19 protein-coding genes are annotated in these 20,479 nt (G+C 55.7%); 13 read left to right on the top strand and 6 right to left on the bottom strand.

The features are described from left to right. From murD to mutT, 12 genes are all read left to right on the top strand, one after another. A complete protein-coding gene (gene murD, locus V6940_RS11880) occupies nucleotides 1-1,317 on the top strand; it encodes a UDP-N-acetylmuramoyl-L-alanine--D-glutamate ligase (RefSeq protein WP_333495989.1) in 1,317 nt (438 codons plus the stop codon). After that, nucleotides 1,317-2,588 (top strand): cell division protein FtsW, encoded by a 1,272-nt coding sequence (gene ftsW, locus V6940_RS11875; RefSeq protein WP_333495988.1) that lies wholly within the window; start codon nucleotides 1,317-1,319, stop codon nucleotides 2,586-2,588. Before murD ends, ftsW begins: the two co-directional genes overlap by 1 nt. Continuing rightward, nucleotides 2,585-3,652: an undecaprenyldiphospho-muramoylpentapeptide beta-N-acetylglucosaminyltransferase gene (gene murG / locus V6940_RS11870; RefSeq protein WP_333495987.1), complete on the top strand. Its 1,068-nt coding sequence runs from the start codon at nucleotides 2,585-2,587 to the stop codon at nucleotides 3,650-3,652. Before ftsW ends, murG begins: the two co-directional genes overlap by 4 nt. A gap of 53 nt (nucleotides 3,653-3,705) precedes the next feature. After that, a complete protein-coding gene (murC, locus tag V6940_RS11865) occupies nucleotides 3,706-5,181 on the top strand; it encodes a UDP-N-acetylmuramate--L-alanine ligase (protein ID WP_333495986.1) in 1,476 nt (491 codons plus the stop codon). Next, nucleotides 5,174-6,094: a D-alanine--D-alanine ligase gene (locus V6940_RS11860; RefSeq protein WP_333495985.1), complete on the top strand. Its 921-nt coding sequence runs from the start codon at nucleotides 5,174-5,176 to the stop codon at nucleotides 6,092-6,094. Before murC ends, V6940_RS11860 begins: the two co-directional genes overlap by 8 nt. A gap of 1 nt (nucleotide 6,095) precedes the next feature. Continuing rightward, nucleotides 6,096-6,932 (top strand): cell division protein FtsQ, encoded by an 837-nt coding sequence (ftsQ, locus tag V6940_RS11855; protein ID WP_220440743.1) that lies wholly within the window; start codon nucleotides 6,096-6,098, stop codon nucleotides 6,930-6,932. Then, entirely contained in the window at nucleotides 6,929-8,191 is a 1,263-nt protein-coding gene (ftsA, locus tag V6940_RS11850) for a cell division protein FtsA (RefSeq protein WP_185668543.1), read from the top strand. The genes ftsQ and ftsA overlap by 4 nt, the downstream gene beginning before the upstream one ends. Nucleotides 8,192-8,254: 63 nt before the next feature. After that, nucleotides 8,255-9,406, top strand: a complete 1,152-nt coding sequence (gene ftsZ / locus V6940_RS11845) for a cell division protein FtsZ (RefSeq protein ID WP_035893043.1) — start codon at nucleotides 8,255-8,257, stop codon at nucleotides 9,404-9,406. Nucleotides 9,407-9,506: 100 nt separating this feature from the next. Then, on the top strand, nucleotides 9,507-10,424 hold the full coding sequence (gene lpxC / locus V6940_RS11840) for a UDP-3-O-acyl-N-acetylglucosamine deacetylase (RefSeq protein ID WP_185668542.1): 918 nt from the start codon (nucleotides 9,507-9,509) through the stop codon (nucleotides 10,422-10,424). Between the two features lie 262 nt (nucleotides 10,425-10,686). Continuing rightward, entirely contained in the window at nucleotides 10,687-11,193 is a 507-nt protein-coding gene (gene secM, locus V6940_RS11835) for a secA translation cis-regulator SecM (protein WP_333495984.1), read from the top strand. Nucleotides 11,194-11,257: 64 nt separating this feature from the next. Then, complete coding sequence (gene secA, locus V6940_RS11830) at nucleotides 11,258-13,963, top strand: preprotein translocase subunit SecA (protein ID WP_333495983.1); 2,706 nt, start codon at nucleotides 11,258-11,260, stop codon at nucleotides 13,961-13,963. 59 nt (nucleotides 13,964-14,022) lie between these two features. After that, a complete protein-coding gene (mutT, locus tag V6940_RS11825; RefSeq protein WP_333495982.1) occupies nucleotides 14,023-14,412 on the top strand; it encodes an 8-oxo-dGTP diphosphatase MutT in 390 nt (129 codons plus the stop codon). An 82-nt stretch (nucleotides 14,413-14,494) separates the two neighbouring features. Here the strand turns inward: mutT and yacG are convergent, their stop codons facing one another. Genes yacG through coaE form a run of 3 tightly spaced genes read right to left on the bottom strand, consistent with a single transcriptional unit; the run spans nucleotide 14,495 to nucleotide 16,062 of the window. Then, nucleotides 14,495-14,689, bottom strand: a complete 195-nt coding sequence (yacG, locus tag V6940_RS11820; protein WP_333495981.1) for a DNA gyrase inhibitor YacG — start codon at nucleotides 14,687-14,689, stop codon at nucleotides 14,495-14,497. A 9-nt stretch (nucleotides 14,690-14,698) separates the two neighbouring features. After that, nucleotides 14,699-15,442 (bottom strand): cell division protein ZapD, encoded by a 744-nt coding sequence (gene zapD, locus V6940_RS11815; RefSeq protein ID WP_333495980.1) that lies wholly within the window; start codon nucleotides 15,440-15,442, stop codon nucleotides 14,699-14,701. Then, nucleotides 15,442-16,062 (bottom strand): dephospho-CoA kinase, encoded by a 621-nt coding sequence (gene coaE, locus V6940_RS11810; RefSeq protein WP_333495979.1) that lies wholly within the window; start codon nucleotides 16,060-16,062, stop codon nucleotides 15,442-15,444. The genes zapD and coaE overlap by 1 nt, the downstream gene beginning before the upstream one ends. Nucleotides 16,063-16,287: 225 nt before the next feature. Between coaE and V6940_RS11805 the strand changes: the two genes are divergently transcribed. After that, a complete protein-coding gene (locus V6940_RS11805; protein ID WP_333495978.1) occupies nucleotides 16,288-17,331 on the top strand; it encodes a GMP reductase in 1,044 nt (347 codons plus the stop codon). A gap of 31 nt (nucleotides 17,332-17,362) precedes the next feature. On the opposite strand, the gene hofC is transcribed toward V6940_RS11805, so the two are convergent. From hofC to ppdD, 3 genes are read right to left on the bottom strand one after another with little or no spacing between them, the layout of a single operon-like run. Then, a complete protein-coding gene (gene hofC, locus V6940_RS11800; RefSeq protein ID WP_333495977.1) occupies nucleotides 17,363-18,565 on the bottom strand; it encodes a protein transport protein HofC in 1,203 nt (400 codons plus the stop codon). After that, nucleotides 18,558-19,943 (bottom strand): type II secretion system protein GspE, encoded by a 1,386-nt coding sequence (gspE, locus tag V6940_RS11795; protein WP_333495976.1) that lies wholly within the window; start codon nucleotides 19,941-19,943, stop codon nucleotides 18,558-18,560. The genes hofC and gspE overlap by 8 nt, the downstream gene beginning before the upstream one ends. A 14-nt stretch (nucleotides 19,944-19,957) precedes the next feature. Beyond that, nucleotides 19,958-20,395: a prepilin peptidase-dependent pilin gene (gene ppdD, locus V6940_RS11790; protein ID WP_333495975.1), complete on the bottom strand. Its 438-nt coding sequence runs from the start codon at nucleotides 20,393-20,395 to the stop codon at nucleotides 19,958-19,960. Between the last annotated feature and the right edge of the window lie 84 nt (nucleotides 20,396-20,479).

Raw genomic sequence — 20,479 nt, 5'->3', positions numbered from 1 at the left:
ATGGCAGATTACCAGGGTAAAAACGTCGTTATCATTGGTCTTGGACTGACCGGGCTCTCCTGCGTGGATTTCTTCCTCGCGCAGAACGTTACGCCACGCGTGATGGATACCCGAGCGACGCCACCCGGTCTGGATAAGCTGCCGGAAGCGGTTGAACGCTACGTCGGCGGGCTGAATGAAGATTGGCTGATGGCGGCCGATCTGATTGTTGCCAGCCCCGGTATGGCGCTGGCAAATCCGTCGCTGAGCCGTGCGGCGGATGCCGGTATTGAAATCGTCGGTGACATTGAACTGTTCTGCCGTGAAGCGCAGGCACCGATTGTGGCCATTACCGGCTCCAACGGTAAAAGCACCGTCACCACGCTGATTGGTGAGATGGCTAAAGCCGCAGGCGTGAACGTCGGCGTCGGTGGGAATATCGGCCTGCCCGCGCTGATGCTGCTGGATCCGGCCCGCGAGCTGTACGTGCTTGAGCTTTCCAGCTTCCAGCTGGAAACCACCTCCAGCCTGCATGCCGCGGCCGCTACCATTCTGAACGTCACCGAAGATCATATGGATCGCTATCCGCTTGGGCTGCAGCAGTATCGTGCGGCGAAGCTGCGTATCTATGAAAACGCCAAAGTTTGCGTTGTGAATGCTGACGACGGCCTGACTATGCCGGTCCGCGGTGCGGACGAGCGCTGTGTGAGCTTCGGCGTGGACGTCGGTGACTATCACCTGAACCGCCAGCAAGGGGAGACCTGGCTGCGCGTGAAGGGTGAAAAGGTATTGAACGTTAAAGAGATGCCGCTCACCGGGCAGCATAACTACAGCAACGCCCTGGCGGCGCTGGCGCTGGCGGATGCCGTCGGCCTGCCGCGCGCGACCAGCCTGAAAGCGCTGACCACCTTTACCGGGCTGGCTCACCGTTTCCAGATTGTGCTCGACCACCGCGGTGTGCGCTGGATTAACGACTCAAAAGCGACCAACGTCGGCAGTACCGAAGCGGCCTTAAACGGCCTGCACGTAGCGGGCACGCTGTATCTGCTGCTGGGCGGCGACGGTAAATCTGCCGACTTTGAACCGCTGCGACGCTACCTGACCGGCGATAACATTCGCCTTTACTGCTTTGGCCGCGACGGCGGTGAGCTGGCCGCGCTGCGTCCGGAAATCGCCACCCAAACGGAAACCATGGAAGAGGCAATGCGCCTGATTGCCCCGCAGGTTAAAGCGGGCGATATGGTGCTGCTGTCTCCGGCCTGCGCTAGCCTCGATCAGTTTAAAAGCTTTGAACAGCGCGGCGACGTGTTTGCTCGCCTGGCGAAGGAGTTAGGTTGATGCGTTTATCGCTCCCGCGCCTGAGACTGCCTCGACTGAGGCTGCCGCGTCTGCCGGGCATGCGCGTTTTCGCATGGCTGTTTGGTTGGATGTTTGCCGCGCTTAAGGGCTGGGTGATGGGCTCTCGGGAAAAAGATACCGATAGCCTGATTATGTATGACCGCACGCTGCTGTGGCTGACGCTTGGCCTGGCGGCGATTGGTTTTATTATGGTGACCTCGGCGTCGATGCCGGTGGGTCAGCGTCTGGCGAACGATCCGTTCCTGTTTGCCAAGCGTGACGGTCTCTATATTCTGCTGGCGTTTGTGCTGGCGCTAGTGACGCTGCGACTGCCGATGTCGTTCTGGCAGAAGCACAGTACGTTCATGCTGATTGCTTCTATTGGTATGTTGCTGATTGTACTGGTGGTCGGTAGCTCGGTTAACGGGGCATCGCGCTGGATTGCTTTCGGTCCGCTGCGTATCCAGCCTGCCGAACTGACCAAGCTGTCGCTGTTTTGCTATATCGCCAACTACCTGGTGCGTAAAGCCGACGAGGTGCGCAACAACCTGCGCGGCTTCTTAAAGCCGATGGGCGTGATTTTCGTGCTGGCAATTTTACTGCTGGCGCAGCCGGACCTCGGTACCGTCGTGGTGCTGTTTGTCACCACCCTGGCGATGCTGTTCCTGGCAGGCGCCAAGCTGTGGCAGTTCATCGCGATTATCGGCATGGGTATCTCGGCCGTGGTGCTGCTGATCCTCGCCGAACCGTACCGTATTCGCCGCGTGACCTCGTTCTGGAACCCGTGGGAAGACCCGTTCGGCAGCGGTTACCAGCTGACGCAGTCGCTGATGGCCTTCGGGCGCGGTGAGATGTGGGGCCAGGGTTTAGGCAACTCGGTGCAGAAACTGGAGTATCTGCCGGAGGCACATACCGACTTCATCTTCGCCATCATCGGCGAGGAATTGGGTTATATCGGTGTGGTACTGGCACTTTTAATGGTATTCTTCGTCGCTTTCCGCGCCATGTCTATTGGTCGCAAAGCGCTGGAGATAAACCAACGTTTTTCTGGCTTCCTGGCTTGCGCAATCGGCGTATGGTTCAGCTTCCAGGCGTTGGTCAACGTAGGGGCGGCGGCCGGGATGTTACCGACCAAGGGCCTGACCCTACCGTTGATAAGCTACGGTGGCTCCAGTCTTCTGATTATGTCGACAGCCATCATGTTCTTATTACGTATTGATTATGAAACGCGTCTGGAGAAAGCCCAGGCGTTTACCCGAGGTTCTCGATGAGCGGTCAAACAAAGCGGTTAATGGTGATGGCGGGCGGTACCGGCGGACACGTGTTCCCGGGGCTGGCGGTTGCGCACCATTTAATGGATCAGGGCTGGCAAGTACGCTGGCTGGGAACCGCGGATCGTATGGAAGCCGACCTGGTGCCAAAACATGGCATCGAGATTGATTTTATCCATATTTCCGGCCTGCGTGGCAAAGGCGTGAAGGCGCTGCTGCTGGCGCCGATGCGTATTTTTAACGCCTGGCGTCAGGCGCGCGCGATCATGAAACGCTTTAAGCCGGACGTGGTGCTGGGAATGGGCGGGTATGTTTCCGGGCCGGGCGGTCTGGCAGCGTGGTCACTGGGTATTCCGGTTGTCCTGCACGAGCAGAACGGCATCGCTGGCTTGACTAACAAATGGCTGGCGAAGATTGCCACCAAAGTGATGCAGGCTTTCCCGGGCGCGTTCCCGAATGCGGAAGTGGTCGGCAACCCGGTGCGTGTTGATGTGCTGGCGCTGGCGCTGCCGGAACAGCGTCTGGTCGGCCGCGAAGGCCCGATTCGCGTACTGGTCGTTGGCGGCTCTCAGGGGGCGCGTATTCTCAACCAGACTCTGCCTCAGGTGGCGCAGCGTTTGGGTGATGCGGTAACCATCTGGCATCAGAGCGGTAAAGGCGGTCAACAGACCGTTGAGCAGGCTTACGCCGATGCGGGTCAGCCACAGCATAAAGTGACCGAATTTATTGATGATATGGCCGAAGCGTACGCATGGGCCGATGTCGTCGTCTGTCGCTCTGGCGCGCTGACGGTCAGCGAGATTGCGGCAGCCGGGCTGCCTGCCATCTTCGTGCCGTTCCAGCATAAGGACCGTCAGCAGTACTGGAATGCGCTGCCGCTGGAGAAAGCCGGCGCGGCGAAGATCTTCGAGCAGCCGCAGTTTACGGCGCAAGCGGTCGCTGACACGCTGGCAAGCTGGGATCGCAACACATTATTAGAGATGGCTGAGCGTGCTCGTGCGACGGCCATCCCGGACGCTACCGAGCGGGTAGCAAAAGAAGTAAGCCTGGCTGCAAAGGCTTAATCATCGCGGCGCATTTGCGTCGCCCGAATTTCAGAAGTGATGGCGTTTAGAGAATGAATACACAACAACTGGCGAAACTGCGTTCTATTGTGCCCGAGATGCGTCGCGTCCGGCACATTCACTTTGTTGGCATCGGCGGCGCCGGTATGGGCGGTATTGCTGAAGTACTGGCCAACGAAGGGTATCAGATCAGCGGTTCCGACCTGGCACCGAACCCGGTGACGCAGCAGTTGACGAAATTGGGCGCCACCATCTATTTCAACCACCGCCCGGAAAACGTTCGCGATGCGAGTGTGGTGGTGGTCTCTACGGCTATCTCTGCCGATAACCCGGAAATCGTTGCCGCACATGAAGCGCGTATCCCGGTGATTCGCCGCGCGGAAATGCTGGCAGAGCTGATGCGTTTTCGTCACGGCATCGCCATTGCCGGGACACACGGTAAAACTACGACCACCGCGATGGTCGCAAGCATTTATGCGGAAGCCGGGCTGGACCCGACCTTCGTCAACGGTGGCCTGGTAAAGGCGGCAGGCGTGCATGCGCGTCTGGGCCATAGCCGCTACCTGATTGCGGAAGCCGATGAGAGCGACGCGTCGTTCCTGCATCTGCAGCCGATGGTGGCGATTGTCACCAACATCGAAGCCGACCATATGGATACCTACCAGGGCGACTTCGAGAATTTAAAGCAGACGTTTATCAACTTCCTGCATAACCTGCCGTTTTATGGCCGTGCGGTGATGTGCGTTGATGATCCTGTTATTCGCGAGCTGCTGCCGCGCGTTGGCCGTCAGACCACTACCTACGGCTTCAGCGACGATGCGGACGTTCGTGTGGAAAGCTACCAGCAGATTGGCCCGCAGGGACACTTCACGCTGGTGCGTCAGGATAAAGAAGACTTGCGCGTGACGCTGAATGCGCCGGGCCGTCATAACGCGCTAAATGCCGCTGCGGCAGTTGCAGTGGCGACGGAAGAAGGCATTGAAGATGAGGCGATTCTGCGCGCGCTGGAAAGTTTCCAGGGCACCGGTCGTCGTTTTGACTTCCTGGGGGAATTCCCACTGGAAGAGGTGAACGGTAAAGAAGGCACCGCGCTGCTGGTGGACGACTACGGTCACCATCCAACGGAAGTGGATGCAACGATCAAAGCCGCCCGCGCTGGCTGGCCGGACAAAAAGCTGGTGATGGTATTCCAGCCGCACCGCTACACCCGCACGCGCGACCTGTATGATGACTTTGCCCACGTGCTGACTCAGGTCGATGCGCTGCTGATGCTGGATGTGTACCCGGCGGGCGAAGCGCCAATTCCTGGTGCCGATAGCCGTTCACTGTGCCGTACCATTCGTGGTCGCGGAAAAGTGGACCCGATTCTGGTCTCTGACAGCGCTCAGGTCCCGGAAATGCTGGCATCAGTACTGACGGGTAATGATCTCGTTCTAATTCAGGGCGCGGGAAATATTGGTAAAATCGCGCGTAACTTAGCTGAAATCAAACTGAAGCCGCAAACTCAGGAGGAACCGCGTCATGGCTGATAAGATCGCGGTTCTTTTGGGTGGAACCTCAGCCGAACGCGACGTGTCGTTAAACTCCGGCGCGGCGGTGCTGGCCGGTCTTCGCGAAGCGGGCATTGATGCGCATGCGGTAGACCCAAAAGAAACTGATGTTACCCAACTGAAAAATATGGGTTTTCAGAAAGCGTTTATTGCGCTGCACGGCCGTGGCGGCGAAGATGGCACGCTGCAAGGATTACTGGAGCTCTTAAAACTTCCGTATACCGGCAGCGGCGTGATGGCATCGGCCATTTCAATGGATAAACTGCGCAGTAAATTGCTGTGGCAGGGGGCCGGATTACCGGTTGCTCCTTGGGTCGCCGTTGAGCGCGAAGCCTTTAATGCCGGGCTTTCTAGCGAGGTTCAGACACAGATTGCTGCGCTTGGCCTGCCGCTTATCGTTAAGCCGAGTCGTGAAGGCTCAAGCGTCGGGATGTCGAAAGTCATCGAGAGTGCTGATCTGGCTGAAGCGTTAACGCAAGCGTTTCAACACGATGACGAAGTTCTGGTAGAAAAATGGCTCAGTGGGCCGGAATTTACGGTTGCGGTGCTTGGTGAAGAAATTTTACCGACAGTTCGCATCCAACCTGCCGGAACCTTCTATGATTATGAAGCGAAGTATCTCTCTGATGAGACGAAATATTTCTGCCCTGGCTGTGAAGATTCATCCCAGGAATCGGCAATGCAGTCTTTAGTACTGAAAGCCTGGAAAGTCTTAGGCTGCCGTGGATGGGGTCGCATTGACGTGATGCAGGACAGTGATGGCCAGTATTATCTGCTGGAGGCGAACACCTCTCCGGGGATGACCAGCCACAGTCTGGTGCCGATGGCGGCGCGTCAGGCGGGAATGAGCTTCTCGCAGCTGGTAGTACGAATTCTGGACCTGGCGGGGTGATATGTCGCAGGCTGCGCTGAATACGCGGAACCGTGAAGAAGAGGAAGAGTATGCCGCTTCACGGCGCAATAATGGAACGCATCTGGTGGGAATTGTTTTCCTGCTGGCGGTGTTGTGTACCGTGTTTGTTAGCGGCTGGGTCGTGCTGGGCTGGATGGAAGATGCGCAACGATTGCCCATCTCAAAACTGGTGGTGACTGGCGATCGTCATTACACGCGTAACGATGATATTCGACAGTCCATTCTGGCATTGGGATCGCCGGGAACCTTTATGACTCAGGATGTGAATATCGTCCAGAGTCAGATTGAACGCTTGCCGTGGATTAAACAGGCAAGCGTCAGAAAGCAGTGGCCGGACGAATTGAAGATTCATCTGGTTGAATATGTGCCCATTGCACGTTGGAATGATCAGCACATGGTGGATGCCGAGGGGAATGCCTTTAGCGTTCCCGCCGATCGTACCAGTAAGCAAACTTTACCTATGCTCTATGGCCCTGAGGGCAGCGCAAGCGAAGTATTGCAGGGCTATCACGACATGGGTGCGATGCTCGCGAAAGGGAAGTTCACGTTGAAGGTTGCGGCGATGACCGCGCGCCGTTCGTGGCAGTTGACGCTTGATAACGGTATCAAGCTGAACCTGGGACGGGGCGATACGATGAAGCGGCTGGAACGTTTTTTAGAACTGTACCCGGTGCTACAGCAGCAGGCGCAAACAGACGGTAATCGGATTAGTTATGTTGATTTGCGTTATGACTCGGGGGCGGCAGTAGGCTGGGAACCTGCTCCTGCGGCGGATACTAATCAACAACAGAATCAGGCACAGGCAGAACAACAATGATCAAGGCGACGGACAGAAAACTGGTAGTTGGACTGGAGATTGGCACTGCAAAAGTAGCCGCTTTAGTAGGGGAAGTTCTGCCCGACGGAGTGATTAATATCATTGGGGTCGGCAGTTGTCCGTCCCGTGGTATGGATAAAGGCGGGGTTAACGACCTTGAGTCGGTAGTGAAATGCGCACAGCGCGCTATCGACCAGGCGGAGCTGATGGCGGATTGCCAGATCTCTTCGGTATATCTGGCGCTTTCCGGTAAGCACATTAGCTGTCAAAATGAGATAGGTATGGTGCCTATTTCAGAAGAAGAGGTCACGCAGGAAGACGTGGAGAACGTCGTTCACACGGCGAAATCCGTTCGCGTACGTGATGAACATCGTGTTTTGCACGTCATTCCGCAAGAATACGCAATTGATTATCAGGAAGGGATCAAAAACCCGGTAGGCTTATCCGGTGTGCGTATGCAGGCGAAGGTACATCTGATTACCTGTCACAACGACATGGCGAAAAATATCGTCAAAGCGGTGGAGCGTTGTGGCCTGAAGGTCGATCAGCTGATTTTTGCTGGCCTGGCTTCCAGCTATTCCGTGTTAACGGAAGATGAACGTGAGCTGGGTGTCTGCGTTGTGGACATCGGCGGCGGTACAATGGATATCGCGGTCTATACCGGCGGCGCGCTGCGTCACACCAAAGTGATCCCTTACGCAGGGAATGTGGTGACCAGCGATATCGCCTATGCCTTTGGCACGCCACCGAGCGATGCTGAGGCCATTAAAGTGCGCCACGGCTGCGCGCTGGGCTCCATTGTGGGCAAAGATGAGAGCGTTGAAGTGCCAAGCGTAGGCGGTCGTCCGCCGCGTAGCCTGCAGCGCCAGACATTGGCAGAGGTCATTGAGCCGCGTTATACCGAGCTGCTGAACCTCGTCAATGAAGAGATTTTACAGTTACAGGAACAGCTTCGTCAGCAGGGTGTCAAACACCATCTAGCGGCGGGGATTGTATTGACCGGTGGCGCAGCGCAAATTGAAGGGTTAGCGGCTTGTGCACAGCGAGTGTTCCATACGCAGGTTCGTATTGGTGCGCCGCTGAATATTACTGGTCTGACGGACTATGCCCAGGAGCCGTATTATTCAACGGCGGTGGGCCTGCTGCACTACGGGAAAGAATCCCACTTAAGTGGTGAAGCAGAGGTAGAAAAGCGCGTCACCGCATCGGTCGGATCGTGGATCAAACGACTGAATAGCTGGTTACGCAAAGAGTTTTAATTTTTAAAGAGACCCATGCACAATTCACGGTCTCGGGCGACAGGCACAAAACGGAGAGAAACTATGTTTGAACCTATGGAACTGACCAACGACGCGGTGATTAAAGTCATCGGCGTCGGTGGCGGCGGCGGTAATGCCGTTGAACACATGGTGCGCGAACGCATCGAAGGTGTTGAGTTTTTTGCTGTTAACACCGATGCGCAGGCACTGCGTAAAACGGCGGTTGGCCAGACTATCCAGATCGGTAGCGGTATTACCAAAGGTCTGGGCGCTGGGGCAAACCCAGAAGTCGGTCGCAACGCGGCTGATGAAGACCGTGAAGCACTGCGTGCAGCGTTAGACGGTGCAGACATGGTGTTTATCGCAGCAGGTATGGGCGGCGGTACCGGTACCGGTGCAGCGCCAGTGGTTGCTGAAGTGGCTAAAGATTTAGGTATCCTGACCGTTGCTGTCGTGACTAAGCCTTTCAACTTTGAAGGCAAGAAGCGTATGGCGTTTGCGGAGCAGGGTATTACCGAACTGTCCAAGCACGTGGACTCCCTGATCACCATCCCGAACGACAAGTTACTGAAAGTTCTGGGTCGCGGTATCTCCCTGCTCGACGCGTTTGGCGCGGCGAACGACGTGCTGAAAGGCGCGGTACAGGGTATCGCTGAGCTGATCACCCGTCCTGGCCTGATGAACGTCGACTTCGCGGACGTCCGTACCGTGATGTCCGAGATGGGCTACGCGATGATGGGCTCCGGTGTGGCAAGCGGTGAAGACCGTGCGGAAGAAGCGGCTGAAATGGCTATCTCTTCTCCGCTGCTGGAAGACATCGACCTGTCCGGCGCACGTGGCGTTCTGGTCAACATCACCGCGGGCTTCGACCTGCGCCTGGATGAGTTCGAAACCGTAGGTAATACTATCCGTGCGTTTGCGTCGGACAATGCGACCGTGGTTATCGGTACGTCCCTTGACCCGGATATGAACGACGAACTGCGCGTTACCGTTGTTGCCACCGGTATTGGCATGGACAAGCGTCCAGAGATTACCCTGGTGACCAACAAGCAGACGCAGCAGCCCGCGCTGGATCGCTATCAGCAGCATGGAATGGCGCCGCTGACGCAAGAACAGAAACCGGCAGCTAAAGTGGTCAACGACAATACGCCGCAGACCACCAAAGAACCGGATTACCTGGATATCCCTGCCTTCCTGCGTAAGCAAGCTGACTAAGAATTAGCTGGAAGTTGGGAATCTGCGCTCTTTGTGCTAAACTGGCCCACCGAATGTGTTATACACTTCGGTTGGATAGTTAATTTGGCGAGATTATACGATGATCAAACAAAGGACTCTTAAACGTATCGTTCAGGCGACTGGCGTCGGTTTACACACCGGCAAAAAGGTCACACTGACGTTACGCCCTGCGCCGGCAAATACCGGGGTCATCTATCGTCGCACCGACTTGAATCCTCCGGTAGATTTCCCGGCCGATGCCAAATCTGTGCGTGATACTATGCTCTGTACTTGCCTGGTCAACGAGCATGACGTGCGGATTTCTACCGTAGAGCACCTCAACGCCGCGCTGGCGGGCCTGGGTATCGACAACATCGTTGTTGAAGTCGATGCACCAGAAATCCCGATTATGGACGGTAGTGCTGCGCCATTCGTTTATCTGTTGCTGGATGCCGGCATCGATGAACTGAACTGCGCGAAGAAATTCGTCCGTATTAAAGACACCGTTCGCGTTGAAGATGGCGATAAGTGGGCTGAATTCAAACCGTACAATGGTTTCTCGTTGGATTTTACCATCGACTTTAACCACCCGGCGATTGATTCCAGCACGCAGCGTTATGCGATGAACTTCTCCGCAGATGCGTTCATGCGCCAGATCAGCCGTGCCCGTACTTTCGGTTTCATGCGTGATATCGAATATCTGCAGTCCCGTGGCCTGTGCCTGGGCGGCAGCTTCGATTGTGCCATCGTTGTTGACGATTATCGCGTACTGAACGAAGACGGCCTGCGTTTTGAAGATGAATTCGTTCGTCACAAAATGCTGGATGCTATCGGTGACTTGTTCATGTGTGGTCACAACATTATTGGTGCATTTACCGCGTACAAATCCGGTCATGCGCTCAATAACAAACTTCTGCAAGCGGTCCTGGCAAAACAGGAAGCTTGGGAATTCGTGACCTTCCAGGACGACGCAGAACTGCCGCTGGCGTTCAAAGCACCATCAATGGTTCTGGCGTAAGCCTGACCATCGCGTAAATTCGACTGGCAACCTGGCACTCTCTCCGGTCAGGGAACCAGTCGTTTTTTCTTTTTAGCGCTCGAAACTCCCTTTTCCCGCCGTCAGTGTCTTTGCAAAGATCACACTCCTGTGCAACCGCTGCTTTCTTAACCCGTTTTTCGGTGATGATTTCGTCATTCCTGCTGTCGCAGCGCTGCATTAATGATAATATCTTGGCGCGAAAATAGAATAACGGTACTTAAAACCGAAGGTGGAACATTACGTGAGTGGAATGCTGACGCGTTGGCGACAGTTTGGCAGACGCTACTTCTGGCCGCATCTCCTGTTGGGGATGGTTGCTGCCAGTTTTGGCTTGCCTGCGCTTGCGAGTAATACCGAGCCGGCGTCGCCTGCCCGCGAAACCACCAGTAACCATCATCCGTCGCAGAAAATCGACTTCACGCAGCTGGCGCGCCTTGAGAACAACCGCCGCCCATCCTTTAGCGTGGACTACTGGCATCAGCATGCCATTCGCACGGTTATTCGCCACCTCTCTTTTGCCATGGCGCCTACTGCGTCACCGGTCACCGAGCCCGCGTCGCCGCTTCAGGCTGCACAGCATCTGGCTCTGCTCGATACGCTCAACGCGTTACTCAATGTTGAAAGTCAGCCGCCGGCGGTGATCGCCCAGGCCGTCATTTTACCTGCATTACCCCCTCGCGCTTTTAGTATCCCGACCTGGATAAGCCAGGTGCAGGGCATCCGCGCCGGGCCGCAGCGCCTCGTCTGAAAATAACCGCTTTATATCCTTTATTTTTCTGACTCCGAAATGTCGGGGCGTTTGAGATTTTATTATGTTAATCAAATTATTGACCAAAGTTTTTGGTAGCCGTAACGACCGTACCCTGCGCCGTATGCGCAAAGCTGTAGGCATCATCAATGCGATGGAACCGGAGATGGAAAAACTCTCCGACGACGAGCTGAAAGCGAAAACCAACGAGTTCCGCGCGCGCATTGAGAAAGGCGAATCTGTTGAGAGCCTGATCCCAGAAGCGTTTGCGGTGGTTCGTGAAGCAAGTAAGCGCGTATTCGGTATGCGTCACTTTGACGTGCAGCTGCTCGGCGGTATGGTTCTGAATGACCGCTGCATCGCTGAAATGCGTACTGGTGAAGGTAAAACCCTGACCGCAACGCTGCCGGCTTACCTGAACGCACTGTCCGGGAAGGGCGTGCACGTGGTTACCGTCAACGACTATCTGGCGCAGCGTGACGCCGAAAACAACCGCCCGCTGTTCGAATTCCTCGGCATGACCGTCGGTATCAACATGTCCGGCCTGCCGGCTCCTGCTAAGCGCGAAGCCTACAACGCGGACATCACCTACGGTACCAACAACGAATACGGTTTTGACTACCTGCGCGATAACATGGCATTCAGCCCGGAAGAGCGCGTACAGCGTAAACTGCACTATGCGCTGGTCGATGAAGTTGACTCCATCCTGATCGATGAAGCGCGTACGCCGCTTATCATCTCCGGTCCGGCGGAAGACAGCTCCGAAATGTACAAGAAAGTGAACAAAATCATCCCTCACCTGGTGCGTCAGGAGAAGGAAGATTCCGATACCTTCCAGGGTGAAGGTCACTTCTCTGTAGATGAAAAATCTCGTCAGGTAAACCTGACCGAACGCGGTCTGGTGCTGATTGAAGAACTGCTGGTGAACGAAGGCATTATGGAAGAAGGCGAGTCCCTGTACTCTCCGGCTAACATCATGCTGATGCACCACGTTACCGCTGCGCTGCGTGCCCACGTGCTGTTCACCCGCGACGTCGACTACATCGTCAAAGATGGCGAAGTTATCATCGTCGATGAACACACCGGTCGTACCATGCAGGGCCGTCGCTGGTCCGATGGTCTGCACCAGGCGGTAGAAGCGAAAGAAGGCGTTGAGATCCAGAACGAAAACCAGACCCTGGCATCTATTACCTTCCAGAACTACTTCCGTCTGTACGAAAAGCTGGCCGGTATGACCGGTACGGCGGACACTGAAGCCTTCGAATTCAGCTCCATCTACAAGCTGGATACCGTAGTAGTACCAACTAACCGCCCAATGATCCGTAAAGATATGCCGGATCTGGTCTACATGACCGAAGCGGAAAAAATTCAGGCGATCATCGAAGATATTAAAGAGCGTACTGCCGCAGGCCAACCGGTGCTGGTCGGTACTATCTCTATCGAAAAATCTGAAGTGGTTTCCCATGAGCTGACCAAAGCGGGCATCAAGCACAACGTGCTGAACGCCAAATTCCACGCCAGCGAAGCGGATATCGTTGCTCAGGCGGGTTATCCTTCTGCCGTGACCATCGCCACCAACATGGCGGGTCGTGGTACCGATATTATGCTGGGCGGCAGCTGGCAGGCGGAAGTCGCACAGCTGGAAGATCCAACTCCAGAACAGATTGCCCAGATTAAAGCCGATTGGCAGGTTCGTCACGACGCCGTTCTGGCGGCAGGTGGTCTGCACATCATTGGTACCGAACGTCACGAATCTCGTCGTATCGATAACCAGCTTCGTGGTCGTTCCGGTCGTCAGGGTGACGCGGGTTCTTCCCGTTTCTACCTGTCCATGGAAGATGCCCTGATGCGTATCTTTGCCTCTGACCGCGTGTCCGGCATGATGCGTAAACTGGGGATGAAGCCGGGCGAAGCTATCGAACACCCGTGGGTGACTAAAGCGATTGCCAACGCACAGCGTAAAGTAGAAAGCCGCAACTTCGATATTCGTAAGCAACTGCTGGAATATGATGACGTTGCCAACGACCAGCGTCGCGCTATCTACACCCAGCGTAACGAACTGCTGGACGTGTCTGACGTGAGCGAAACCATCAACAGTATCCGTGAAGATGTTTTCAAAGCGACCATCGATGCGCACATTCCACCGCAGTCTCTGGAAGAGATGTGGGATATCCCTGGCCTGCAGGAACGTCTGAAGAACGATTTCGACCTCGAACTGCCTATCTCTGAGTGGCTGGACAAAGAGCCTGAGCTGCACGAAGAGACGCTGCGTGAGCGTATTCTGGCCAGCGCCGTTGAGGTTTATCAGCGTAAAGAAGAAGTGGTTGGCACCGAAATGATGCGTCACTTCGAGAAAGGCGTGATGCTGCAGACGCTCGATTCCCTGTGGAAAGAGCATCTGGCGGCGATGGACTACCTGCGTCAGGGCATCCATCTGCGTGGCTATGCGCAGAAAGATCCAAAGCAGGAATACAAGCGTGAATCCTTCGCCATGTTTGCTGCGATGCTGGAGTCACTGAAATATGAAGTGATCAGCACCCTGAGCAAGGTTCAGGTTCGCATGCCGGAAGAGGTTGAAGAGATGGAGCAGCAGCGTCGTCTGGAAGCTGAACGTCTGGCGCAGATGCAGCAACTGAGCCATAAGAGCGATGACGAAGCCGTTGCAGAAGATCTGGCTGCACAAACTGGCGATCGTAAAGTGGGTCGTAACGATCCGTGCCCTTGTGGTTCTGGCAAAAAATTCAAACAGTGCCACGGCCGTCTGAGCTAAGGTTACGATAAGAAGATAAAAGGCGCAGATGACTGCGCCTTTTTTATGGATAAGACAAAATGAAAATACTGCAAATATCCGTTGGCATCATTCGCAATACCGCTGGTGAGATCTACATTACCCAGCGTGCTGCCGACGCACATATGGCCCATAAATGGGAGTTTCCCGGCGGGAAAATTGAGGCAGGCGAAACGCCTCAGGATGCGGTTATCCGTGAACTGCAGGAAGAGGTAGGTATCGCTGCCACGTCGCTGCATCAGTTTGATAAGCTGGAGTATCAGTTCCCGGACCGCCACATCACGCTGTGGTTCTGGTTGGTTGACGGTTGGGAAGGCGAGCCGTGGGGTAAAGAAGGGCAGCCGGGACGCTGGGTGGCGCAGCAGAAACTGGTCGCGGAGGAATTTCCGCCTGCGAACGCACCGGTGATTGAAAAGCTGATTGCAGAGTAAGATTTGTCGCCCGGACGAGGTGCGTTAGCGCCGACTCCGGGAAGTCCCCGGCGTCGCTACGCTTGGCCGGGCTACCTGTGGTTTACTGCTGGTCTTCGCTCCAGTCGTCGCTATCGGAGAGGTCGCCGCTGCTTGGAATACGCTTCTCTTCAGCCGCCCATTCGCCGAGATCGATCAGCTGGCAGCGTTTGGAGCAGAACGGACGATAGGGGCTCTGTTCGCCCCAGATAACCGGTTTGTTGCAGGTTGGGCAGTTTACCGTGGTGACGTCAGTCATGGTCTCTCCTTAGCAGCAGGCCAGTTCAAAATCCAGGCGCTCTGGCACCAGGCCATGCTCGCTATCCAGCGGCATAAAGCGGATGGCAAAGCGGCTCTTGTGCCCGGAGATCTGCGGATACAGCTGCGAGGTAATTTCCAGCTTCAGGCGTAGCAGGTCGGCATCTTCACCGTTGTCCTGGTAGAAACCGTTAAGGCTAGTCTGTTTGCGGAACTGGGCGGAGTTGCGTACCAGATCGAGAATCAGCGACAGCGCCTGATTCAGCGGCGCCAGGCTCTCCAGCCAGGTATCAACCTGTACATCGCGTTGATGCTGCTTTGAGTGCAGCCAGATATGCAGCGTTGGCAAATCGAAGCTGCAGCAGCCGCCCGGAATGCTCAGACGCTGGCGAACCAGCGCAATCAACCGGTCTTCACGCAGAAATTGCCCTACGCGCGGCGCGGCCATCAGGATACTGCTGCTGTTCTTTAACTGCTGGCGCAGAGCATCAATACGGGTTAAGTCCACGCCTTCAACTTCGCTCCAGGCGTTCAGTTTGCGCTGCTGGCGTTCCAGTTCTTTGAGCAGTTCGGTGCGGATATCACCGCGCTCGAACACATCCAGTAAATCCCCTACATTGCGAAAAAAATGCAGTGCGCTGGCGTGATCCCTGATGGGTAAATTGGCGTTCAATTGTTCCGTCAGAAATTCAATACGCAGCCAGGTACGCATTTTTTCGTTCAGGGGATGCTCAAAAAGGATGTGGGTGTGCATTACGATTTTTCCTGTGATACAGCCTGTGCCGCGAGCTCAAGATAGAGGGCGTGAAGGCGAGCGACATCCGATGCAATCGCATCTGGTGTGCCGTTGTTATTAATGACGTCATCAGCTACCGCCAGACGCGCTTCGCGAGTGGCCTGGGCAGCAAGGATATTTTCCGCATGCTCTCGTGACACCTGGTCACGCTGCATGGTTCTCAGAATCTGGGTTTCACGTGATACATCGACGACCAGTACGCGATCGGCCCGTTCGTAGAGTCTATTTTCCACCAGCAAAGGAACAACCCAGAGCACATAAGGCGAGGTAGCCTGCTGTAGCTGGCACTGCGTTTCCTGCTGGATGAGGGGATGTAATAGGGCGTTTAGCCAGGCTTTTTCATCAGGATGGGCGAAAATATGTTCGCGCAGCACGCGACGGTTTAGCGTGCCTTCCTCGGTCAGAATAGATGCGCCGAAATGTTCAGCAATAGCCGCTAGCGCCGGTGTACCCGTTTCGACCACCTGACGGGCAATAATATCGGCATCAATAACGTAAATACCCAGGCGAAAAAACGCATCTGCGACTGTACTTTTGCCGCTACCGATGCCGCCCGTTAACGCTACTGTGTAAGTCATACCGCTTAGCCCTGAATTTTTAGTATAAAAATCATTTGGTTAAAAAACTATCAGGCCGGTACGCGTGAATCAATGTTGCACGGTACTATTCGCCAGGTAAATTTATGGGATTGTAGCGTAAAAAAACTGAAATTCGCAGTCTTGCGAAGCCCTGATTAGTGCGTATGATTGCATTACTGGAGTTGTGCTCTCAATTTAATTGCCATTAACCCCAGGAATTCGCACATGCGTATCGAAGAAGATCTGAAGTTAGGTTTCAAAGACGTTCTTATCCGCCCTAAACGCTCTACTCTTAAAAGCCGTTCCGATGTTGAACTGGAACGCGAATTCACCTTTAAACATTCAGGACAACGCTGGTCTGGCGTGCCGATCATTGCTGCGAATATGGACTCCGTGGGCACTTTCGGGATGGCAAAAGCACTGGCCTCTTTCGATATTCTCACCGCCGTACACAAGCACTACACCGTTGAACAGTGGAGCGCGTTTGTTCAGGCTGAGTCTGAAGACATCCTGCGTCACGTGATGGTATCAACTGGCACCTCCGATGCTGACTTCGAAAAAACGCAGCAGATCCTGAAACTGCATCCGTCGCTGAACTTCGTCTGCATTGACGTCGCGAACGGTTACTCCGAACATTTTGTTCAGTTTGTGGCAAAAGCACGTGCGGCCTGGCCGACCAAAACCATCTGCGCAGGCAACGTGGTGACGGGTGAAATGTGTGAAGAGCTGATTCTGTCCGGCGCTGATATCGTGAAAGTGGGTATCGGTCCTGGTTCCGTGTGCACCACCCGTGTGAAAACCGGCGTGGGCTATCCGCAACTGTCTGCGGTTATCGAATGTGCCGACGCGGCGCACGGCCTCGGCGGCCAAATCGTCAGCGATGGCGGTTGCACTATGCCGGGCGATGTCGCTAAGGCATTCGGCGGCGGCGCAGACTTCGTGATGCTTGGCGGTATGCTGGCCGGTCACGACGAGAGCGGCGGCACCGTAGTGGAAGAAAACGGCGAAAAATTCATGCTGTTCTACGGCATGAGCTCTGAGTCAGCGATGAAGCGTCATGTCGGCGGCGTTGCGCAGTACCGTGCGGCCGAAGGCAAAACCGTTAAGCTGCCGCTGCGCGGCCCGGTTGATAATACCGCGCGTGACATCCTGGGCGGCCTGCGCTCTGCCTGCACCTACGTTGGGGCATCGCGCTTAAAAGAGCTGACCAAACGCACCACCTTTATCCGCGTACAGGAACAAGAGAACCGCGTGTTCAACAGCCTGTAATTCGCTCACGCTGGCGCACCCTGCGCCAGCGTTATCCCATCCCGCCGCTGATGGCATCGCCCAGATGAAAAATGGGCAGATACATCGCCACCACCAGCGTCCCGATAATCACCCCGGTCACAATCAATAGCGCAGGCTCCAGCAGCGCGGTTAAATTCTCGGCTACATTTTGCGTGTGTTCATGATGATGGCGCGCCAGATTCTCCAGCATGTCATCCAACGCACCGGACGCCTCGCCGGTTCTCACCAACTGTAAGCACAAGGGCGTAAAAGCACGGCTGTTTTCCATCGCCTGCCAGATAGCGTTGCCCTGCGCTATCTCCTGGCGTAACTTTGTCACGACATCTTGCCACCACGGGCTGTTTAGCGTCTCTTCTACGGTTTCCAGCCCCTGTAAGAACGCGATCCCCGCGCGTTGCGTAAGCGCCAGCACGGTAAATATCTGGCTAAGCCTCTGCCGATGGATAAGTGTTCCTATTACTGGCAGCGCCAATAGTACCCGCTGGCGGAGGCGAAGCCAGGGTGGATGGTGACGTAACGCGACGTTGATTCCAGAGGGTAAAAGCAGGATTCCAATGATGAACACAAACCACCGCTCAACGAATGCCGCCGTGGCCATTACCGCGAGGGTCAGCGCGGGAAGCGGGGTATTAAAGGTGCGGTAAATAGCGGTGAATTCTGGCAACACAAACCCGACCATGGCCATAACCACCAGCACGGCGAGCGACAGAATAATCAGCGGGTAGCGCAGGGCTTTTTTTACTTTGGCTCTTAACAGCAGTTCGGCCTTCTGCTGATGGGCGAGCGCCAGACAGCAGTGCTCTAATTTACCGGTGATTTCGCCGGTGCGAATCATCGATAGATACAGTGGAGGGAATGCCTGCGGCCACTGCTGAAGGCCCTCGGAGAGCGAGACGCCCTGTGACAGTCGTTCAGCAAGCGTACTGAGCAGCGCCTGCCACTGCGGCGCAGGGTGCTGCTCAGCGAGAAGCGTCAGCCCGTCGGAGAGCGTAAGCCCAGCCTGTAGCAGCGTGGCGAGCTGGCTGATAACCGCGCAGCTATGCTGTGCTCGCCATAAGGCACGGTTGACCGCACGGCGCTTCAGTTTGGTCACGGTGATATGCTGGCGCTGCAAATCTAGCAGCGCCGCCGGACGGTGGGCGGCCCATAGGGTGCCGCTTTGTGTCTCTCCGCTGGCCGTTAATCCCTGCCAGTACCATAGCTGCTCACTCATCTTTTGGTATTCCGAGAACGCGGAACAGCTCTTCCTGCGTCGTCAGTCCTTGTTCCACGGCCAGGCAGCCGCTTTCAAAGAGCGTACTCATTCCCGCCAGCCTGGCGTGCTGCATTAGTTCAGCAGGCGTTGCGCCGTTGGCAATGCCCTGGCGTATGGGAGCGGTGACGGGGAGAACCTCAAACAGCGCCAGGCGCCCCTGATAGCCACCGTAGCAGTGACGGCAACCGGGAGCCGCCCAGTGCGGCAGCGGGCGTGGCCATAGGGCGTGTGGGAACGTGTGCTCATCGCTGGTTTTCTGGCGGCAGTGGGGACATAGCTTGCGTACCAGTCGTTGTGCAACAACCATCACCAGCGCCGACGACACCATCCAGCGCGCCACCCCCATTTGCTCTAAACGGATTAAGGTTTCGACCGTTGAGTTGGTATGCAGCGTTGAGAGCACCAGATGCCCGGTTTGCGCCGCTTTGATGGCTATCTCTGCCATTTCCCCGTCGCGGATTTCGCCGACCATCACAATATCCGGGTCCTGACGTAGCAGGGATCGCAGAACGCTTTGAAAGGTCAGCCCGCTTTTCACGCTCACCTGAGTCTGATTAAGACCATCCAGCGGAATTTCGATCGGGTCTTCCACGCTGCAGATATTCACCCCGGTATGGTTAAGGCTTTGCAGTGCGCTATAGAGCGTGACGGTTTTCCCACTGCCGGTAGGTCCGGTCACCAGGATAAGTCCCTGTGGTTGGCTCAGCGAAGTCTGAAATAGCGCTAAGGCTGCAGATGACATGCCGATTCGCTGGAGATCTAACGCCTGTTCGACCTTATGCAGCAGACGCAGCACCACCTTTTCACCGTAGCGGCAGGGCAGCGTCGAGATGCGAAAGGAGAGCGGCTTCCCAGCGATATCCAGCGTAAATTGACCATCCTGCGGCAACCGACGTTCGGCAATATCCAGGTTACCGAGCACCTTGAGGCGGGCAATCAGCGGCGTCATCTGCGGCAGCGGTACCGTGGGTAGCGCGTGTAGCACGCCGTCTACCCGTAACCGGATGCGCAGGTAATGTTCCGAAGGTTCAAAATGGATATCGGATGCCCGCTGCGATAGCGCCTGCTTGAGGAGCCGATCGAGTCTGACTACCACGTTATCACTCTCTTCTGGAGCGGTTGGTGCCGCCTTTTGCGCATTTTGCTCCAGGTATTTGTCCATTCGCAGCTGGTCCCAGCATTCAATATCGACCCGCTTTTGGGTCGCGAAGCGTAGGGCCTCCAGCAGCTCTCCAGGCGGCGCGCCGACGACGGCAATATTCAGCTCCCCTACGTCATTATTCAACAGCACCGCGTGATGGCGCTGGCACAGCGTTAACAGCTGTTCGTGTTTCATGGTGAGAGTCCTGGTTATTGTGCGTCAAAGCGGAAGACATCCTCACAGGCTTGCTGCAAGGCACTGTCGCTTTGAATGGCGCAGGTACGCTGCCAACCGGTAATGCCATTGGCGTTATCCCAACCGGGGACTAGCGTAACGCTCAAGCCATTCAGACTCTCTTGCCCGGTGAGCGTGACCGTGCCTTTGGCAATGCTCATGCCTGAGACGTAGCGCGTGGTGGTCGGTGAAGGAATACCGTTACTGCCCGCATCGCAGTTATCTATGCCGCCACGATCGAGCGCGCAGAGTTCGACTGCCGTACGATAGGGCACAAAGGTTTGTAACATGTCGGTGAGTGCGGCTTTGCGCAGGTAGTTCTGATAGGCCGGTATGCCGATGGCGCTGAGAATGGCGATAATGCCGATAACCACCATCAGTTCGATAAGAGTGAAGCCTTTTTGTTTATCCATGATCTGCTCCTTGCTGAATCTGGAGCCACTGTGTCAGAGCGGTACCGGCATCTCGAGGGACAAAAACGCAGACAGGAAACGGCC

Source organism: Kluyvera sp. CHPC 1.251 (assembly GCF_036759945.1).
GTDB classification, from domain to species: Bacteria; Pseudomonadota; Gammaproteobacteria; order Enterobacterales; family Enterobacteriaceae; genus Kluyvera; species Kluyvera sichuanensis.
This window is presented reverse-complemented; position numbering and strand designations above follow the sequence as displayed.

Excerpts from the sequence above, each read along its gene's own strand:
- ftsW (WP_333495988.1), top strand. The coding sequence starts at position 1,317 with ATGCGTTTATCGCTCCCGCGCCTGAGACTGCCTCGACTGAGGCTGCCG.
- ppdD (WP_333495975.1), bottom strand. The coding sequence starts at position 20,395 with ATGGATAAACAAAAAGGCTTCACTCTTATCGAACTGATGGTGGTTATC.
- murG (WP_333495987.1), top strand. The coding sequence starts at position 2,585 with ATGAGCGGTCAAACAAAGCGGTTAATGGTGATGGCGGGCGGTACCGGC.
- lpxC (WP_185668542.1), top strand. The coding sequence starts at position 9,507 with ATGATCAAACAAAGGACTCTTAAACGTATCGTTCAGGCGACTGGCGTC.
- mutT (WP_333495982.1), top strand. The coding sequence starts at position 14,023 with ATGAAAATACTGCAAATATCCGTTGGCATCATTCGCAATACCGCTGGT.
- V6940_RS11805 (WP_333495978.1), top strand. The coding sequence starts at position 16,288 with ATGCGTATCGAAGAAGATCTGAAGTTAGGTTTCAAAGACGTTCTTATC.
- ftsZ (WP_035893043.1), top strand. The coding sequence starts at position 8,255 with ATGTTTGAACCTATGGAACTGACCAACGACGCGGTGATTAAAGTCATC.
- ftsA (WP_185668543.1), top strand. The coding sequence starts at position 6,929 with ATGATCAAGGCGACGGACAGAAAACTGGTAGTTGGACTGGAGATTGGC.
- zapD (WP_333495980.1), bottom strand. The coding sequence starts at position 15,442 with ATGCACACCCACATCCTTTTTGAGCATCCCCTGAACGAAAAAATGCGT.
- murC (WP_333495986.1), top strand. The coding sequence starts at position 3,706 with ATGAATACACAACAACTGGCGAAACTGCGTTCTATTGTGCCCGAGATG.
- V6940_RS11860 (WP_333495985.1), top strand. The coding sequence starts at position 5,174 with ATGGCTGATAAGATCGCGGTTCTTTTGGGTGGAACCTCAGCCGAACGC.
- murD (WP_333495989.1), top strand. The coding sequence starts at position 1 with ATGGCAGATTACCAGGGTAAAAACGTCGTTATCATTGGTCTTGGACTG.
- secA (WP_333495983.1), top strand. The coding sequence starts at position 11,258 with ATGTTAATCAAATTATTGACCAAAGTTTTTGGTAGCCGTAACGACCGT.
- ftsQ (WP_220440743.1), top strand. The coding sequence starts at position 6,096 with ATGTCGCAGGCTGCGCTGAATACGCGGAACCGTGAAGAAGAGGAAGAG.
- coaE (WP_333495979.1), bottom strand. The coding sequence starts at position 16,062 with ATGACTTACACAGTAGCGTTAACGGGCGGCATCGGTAGCGGCAAAAGT.
- gspE (WP_333495976.1), bottom strand. The coding sequence starts at position 19,943 with ATGAAACACGAACAGCTGTTAACGCTGTGCCAGCGCCATCACGCGGTG.
- yacG (WP_333495981.1), bottom strand. The coding sequence starts at position 14,689 with ATGACTGACGTCACCACGGTAAACTGCCCAACCTGCAACAAACCGGTT.
- hofC (WP_333495977.1), bottom strand. The coding sequence starts at position 18,565 with ATGAGTGAGCAGCTATGGTACTGGCAGGGATTAACGGCCAGCGGAGAG.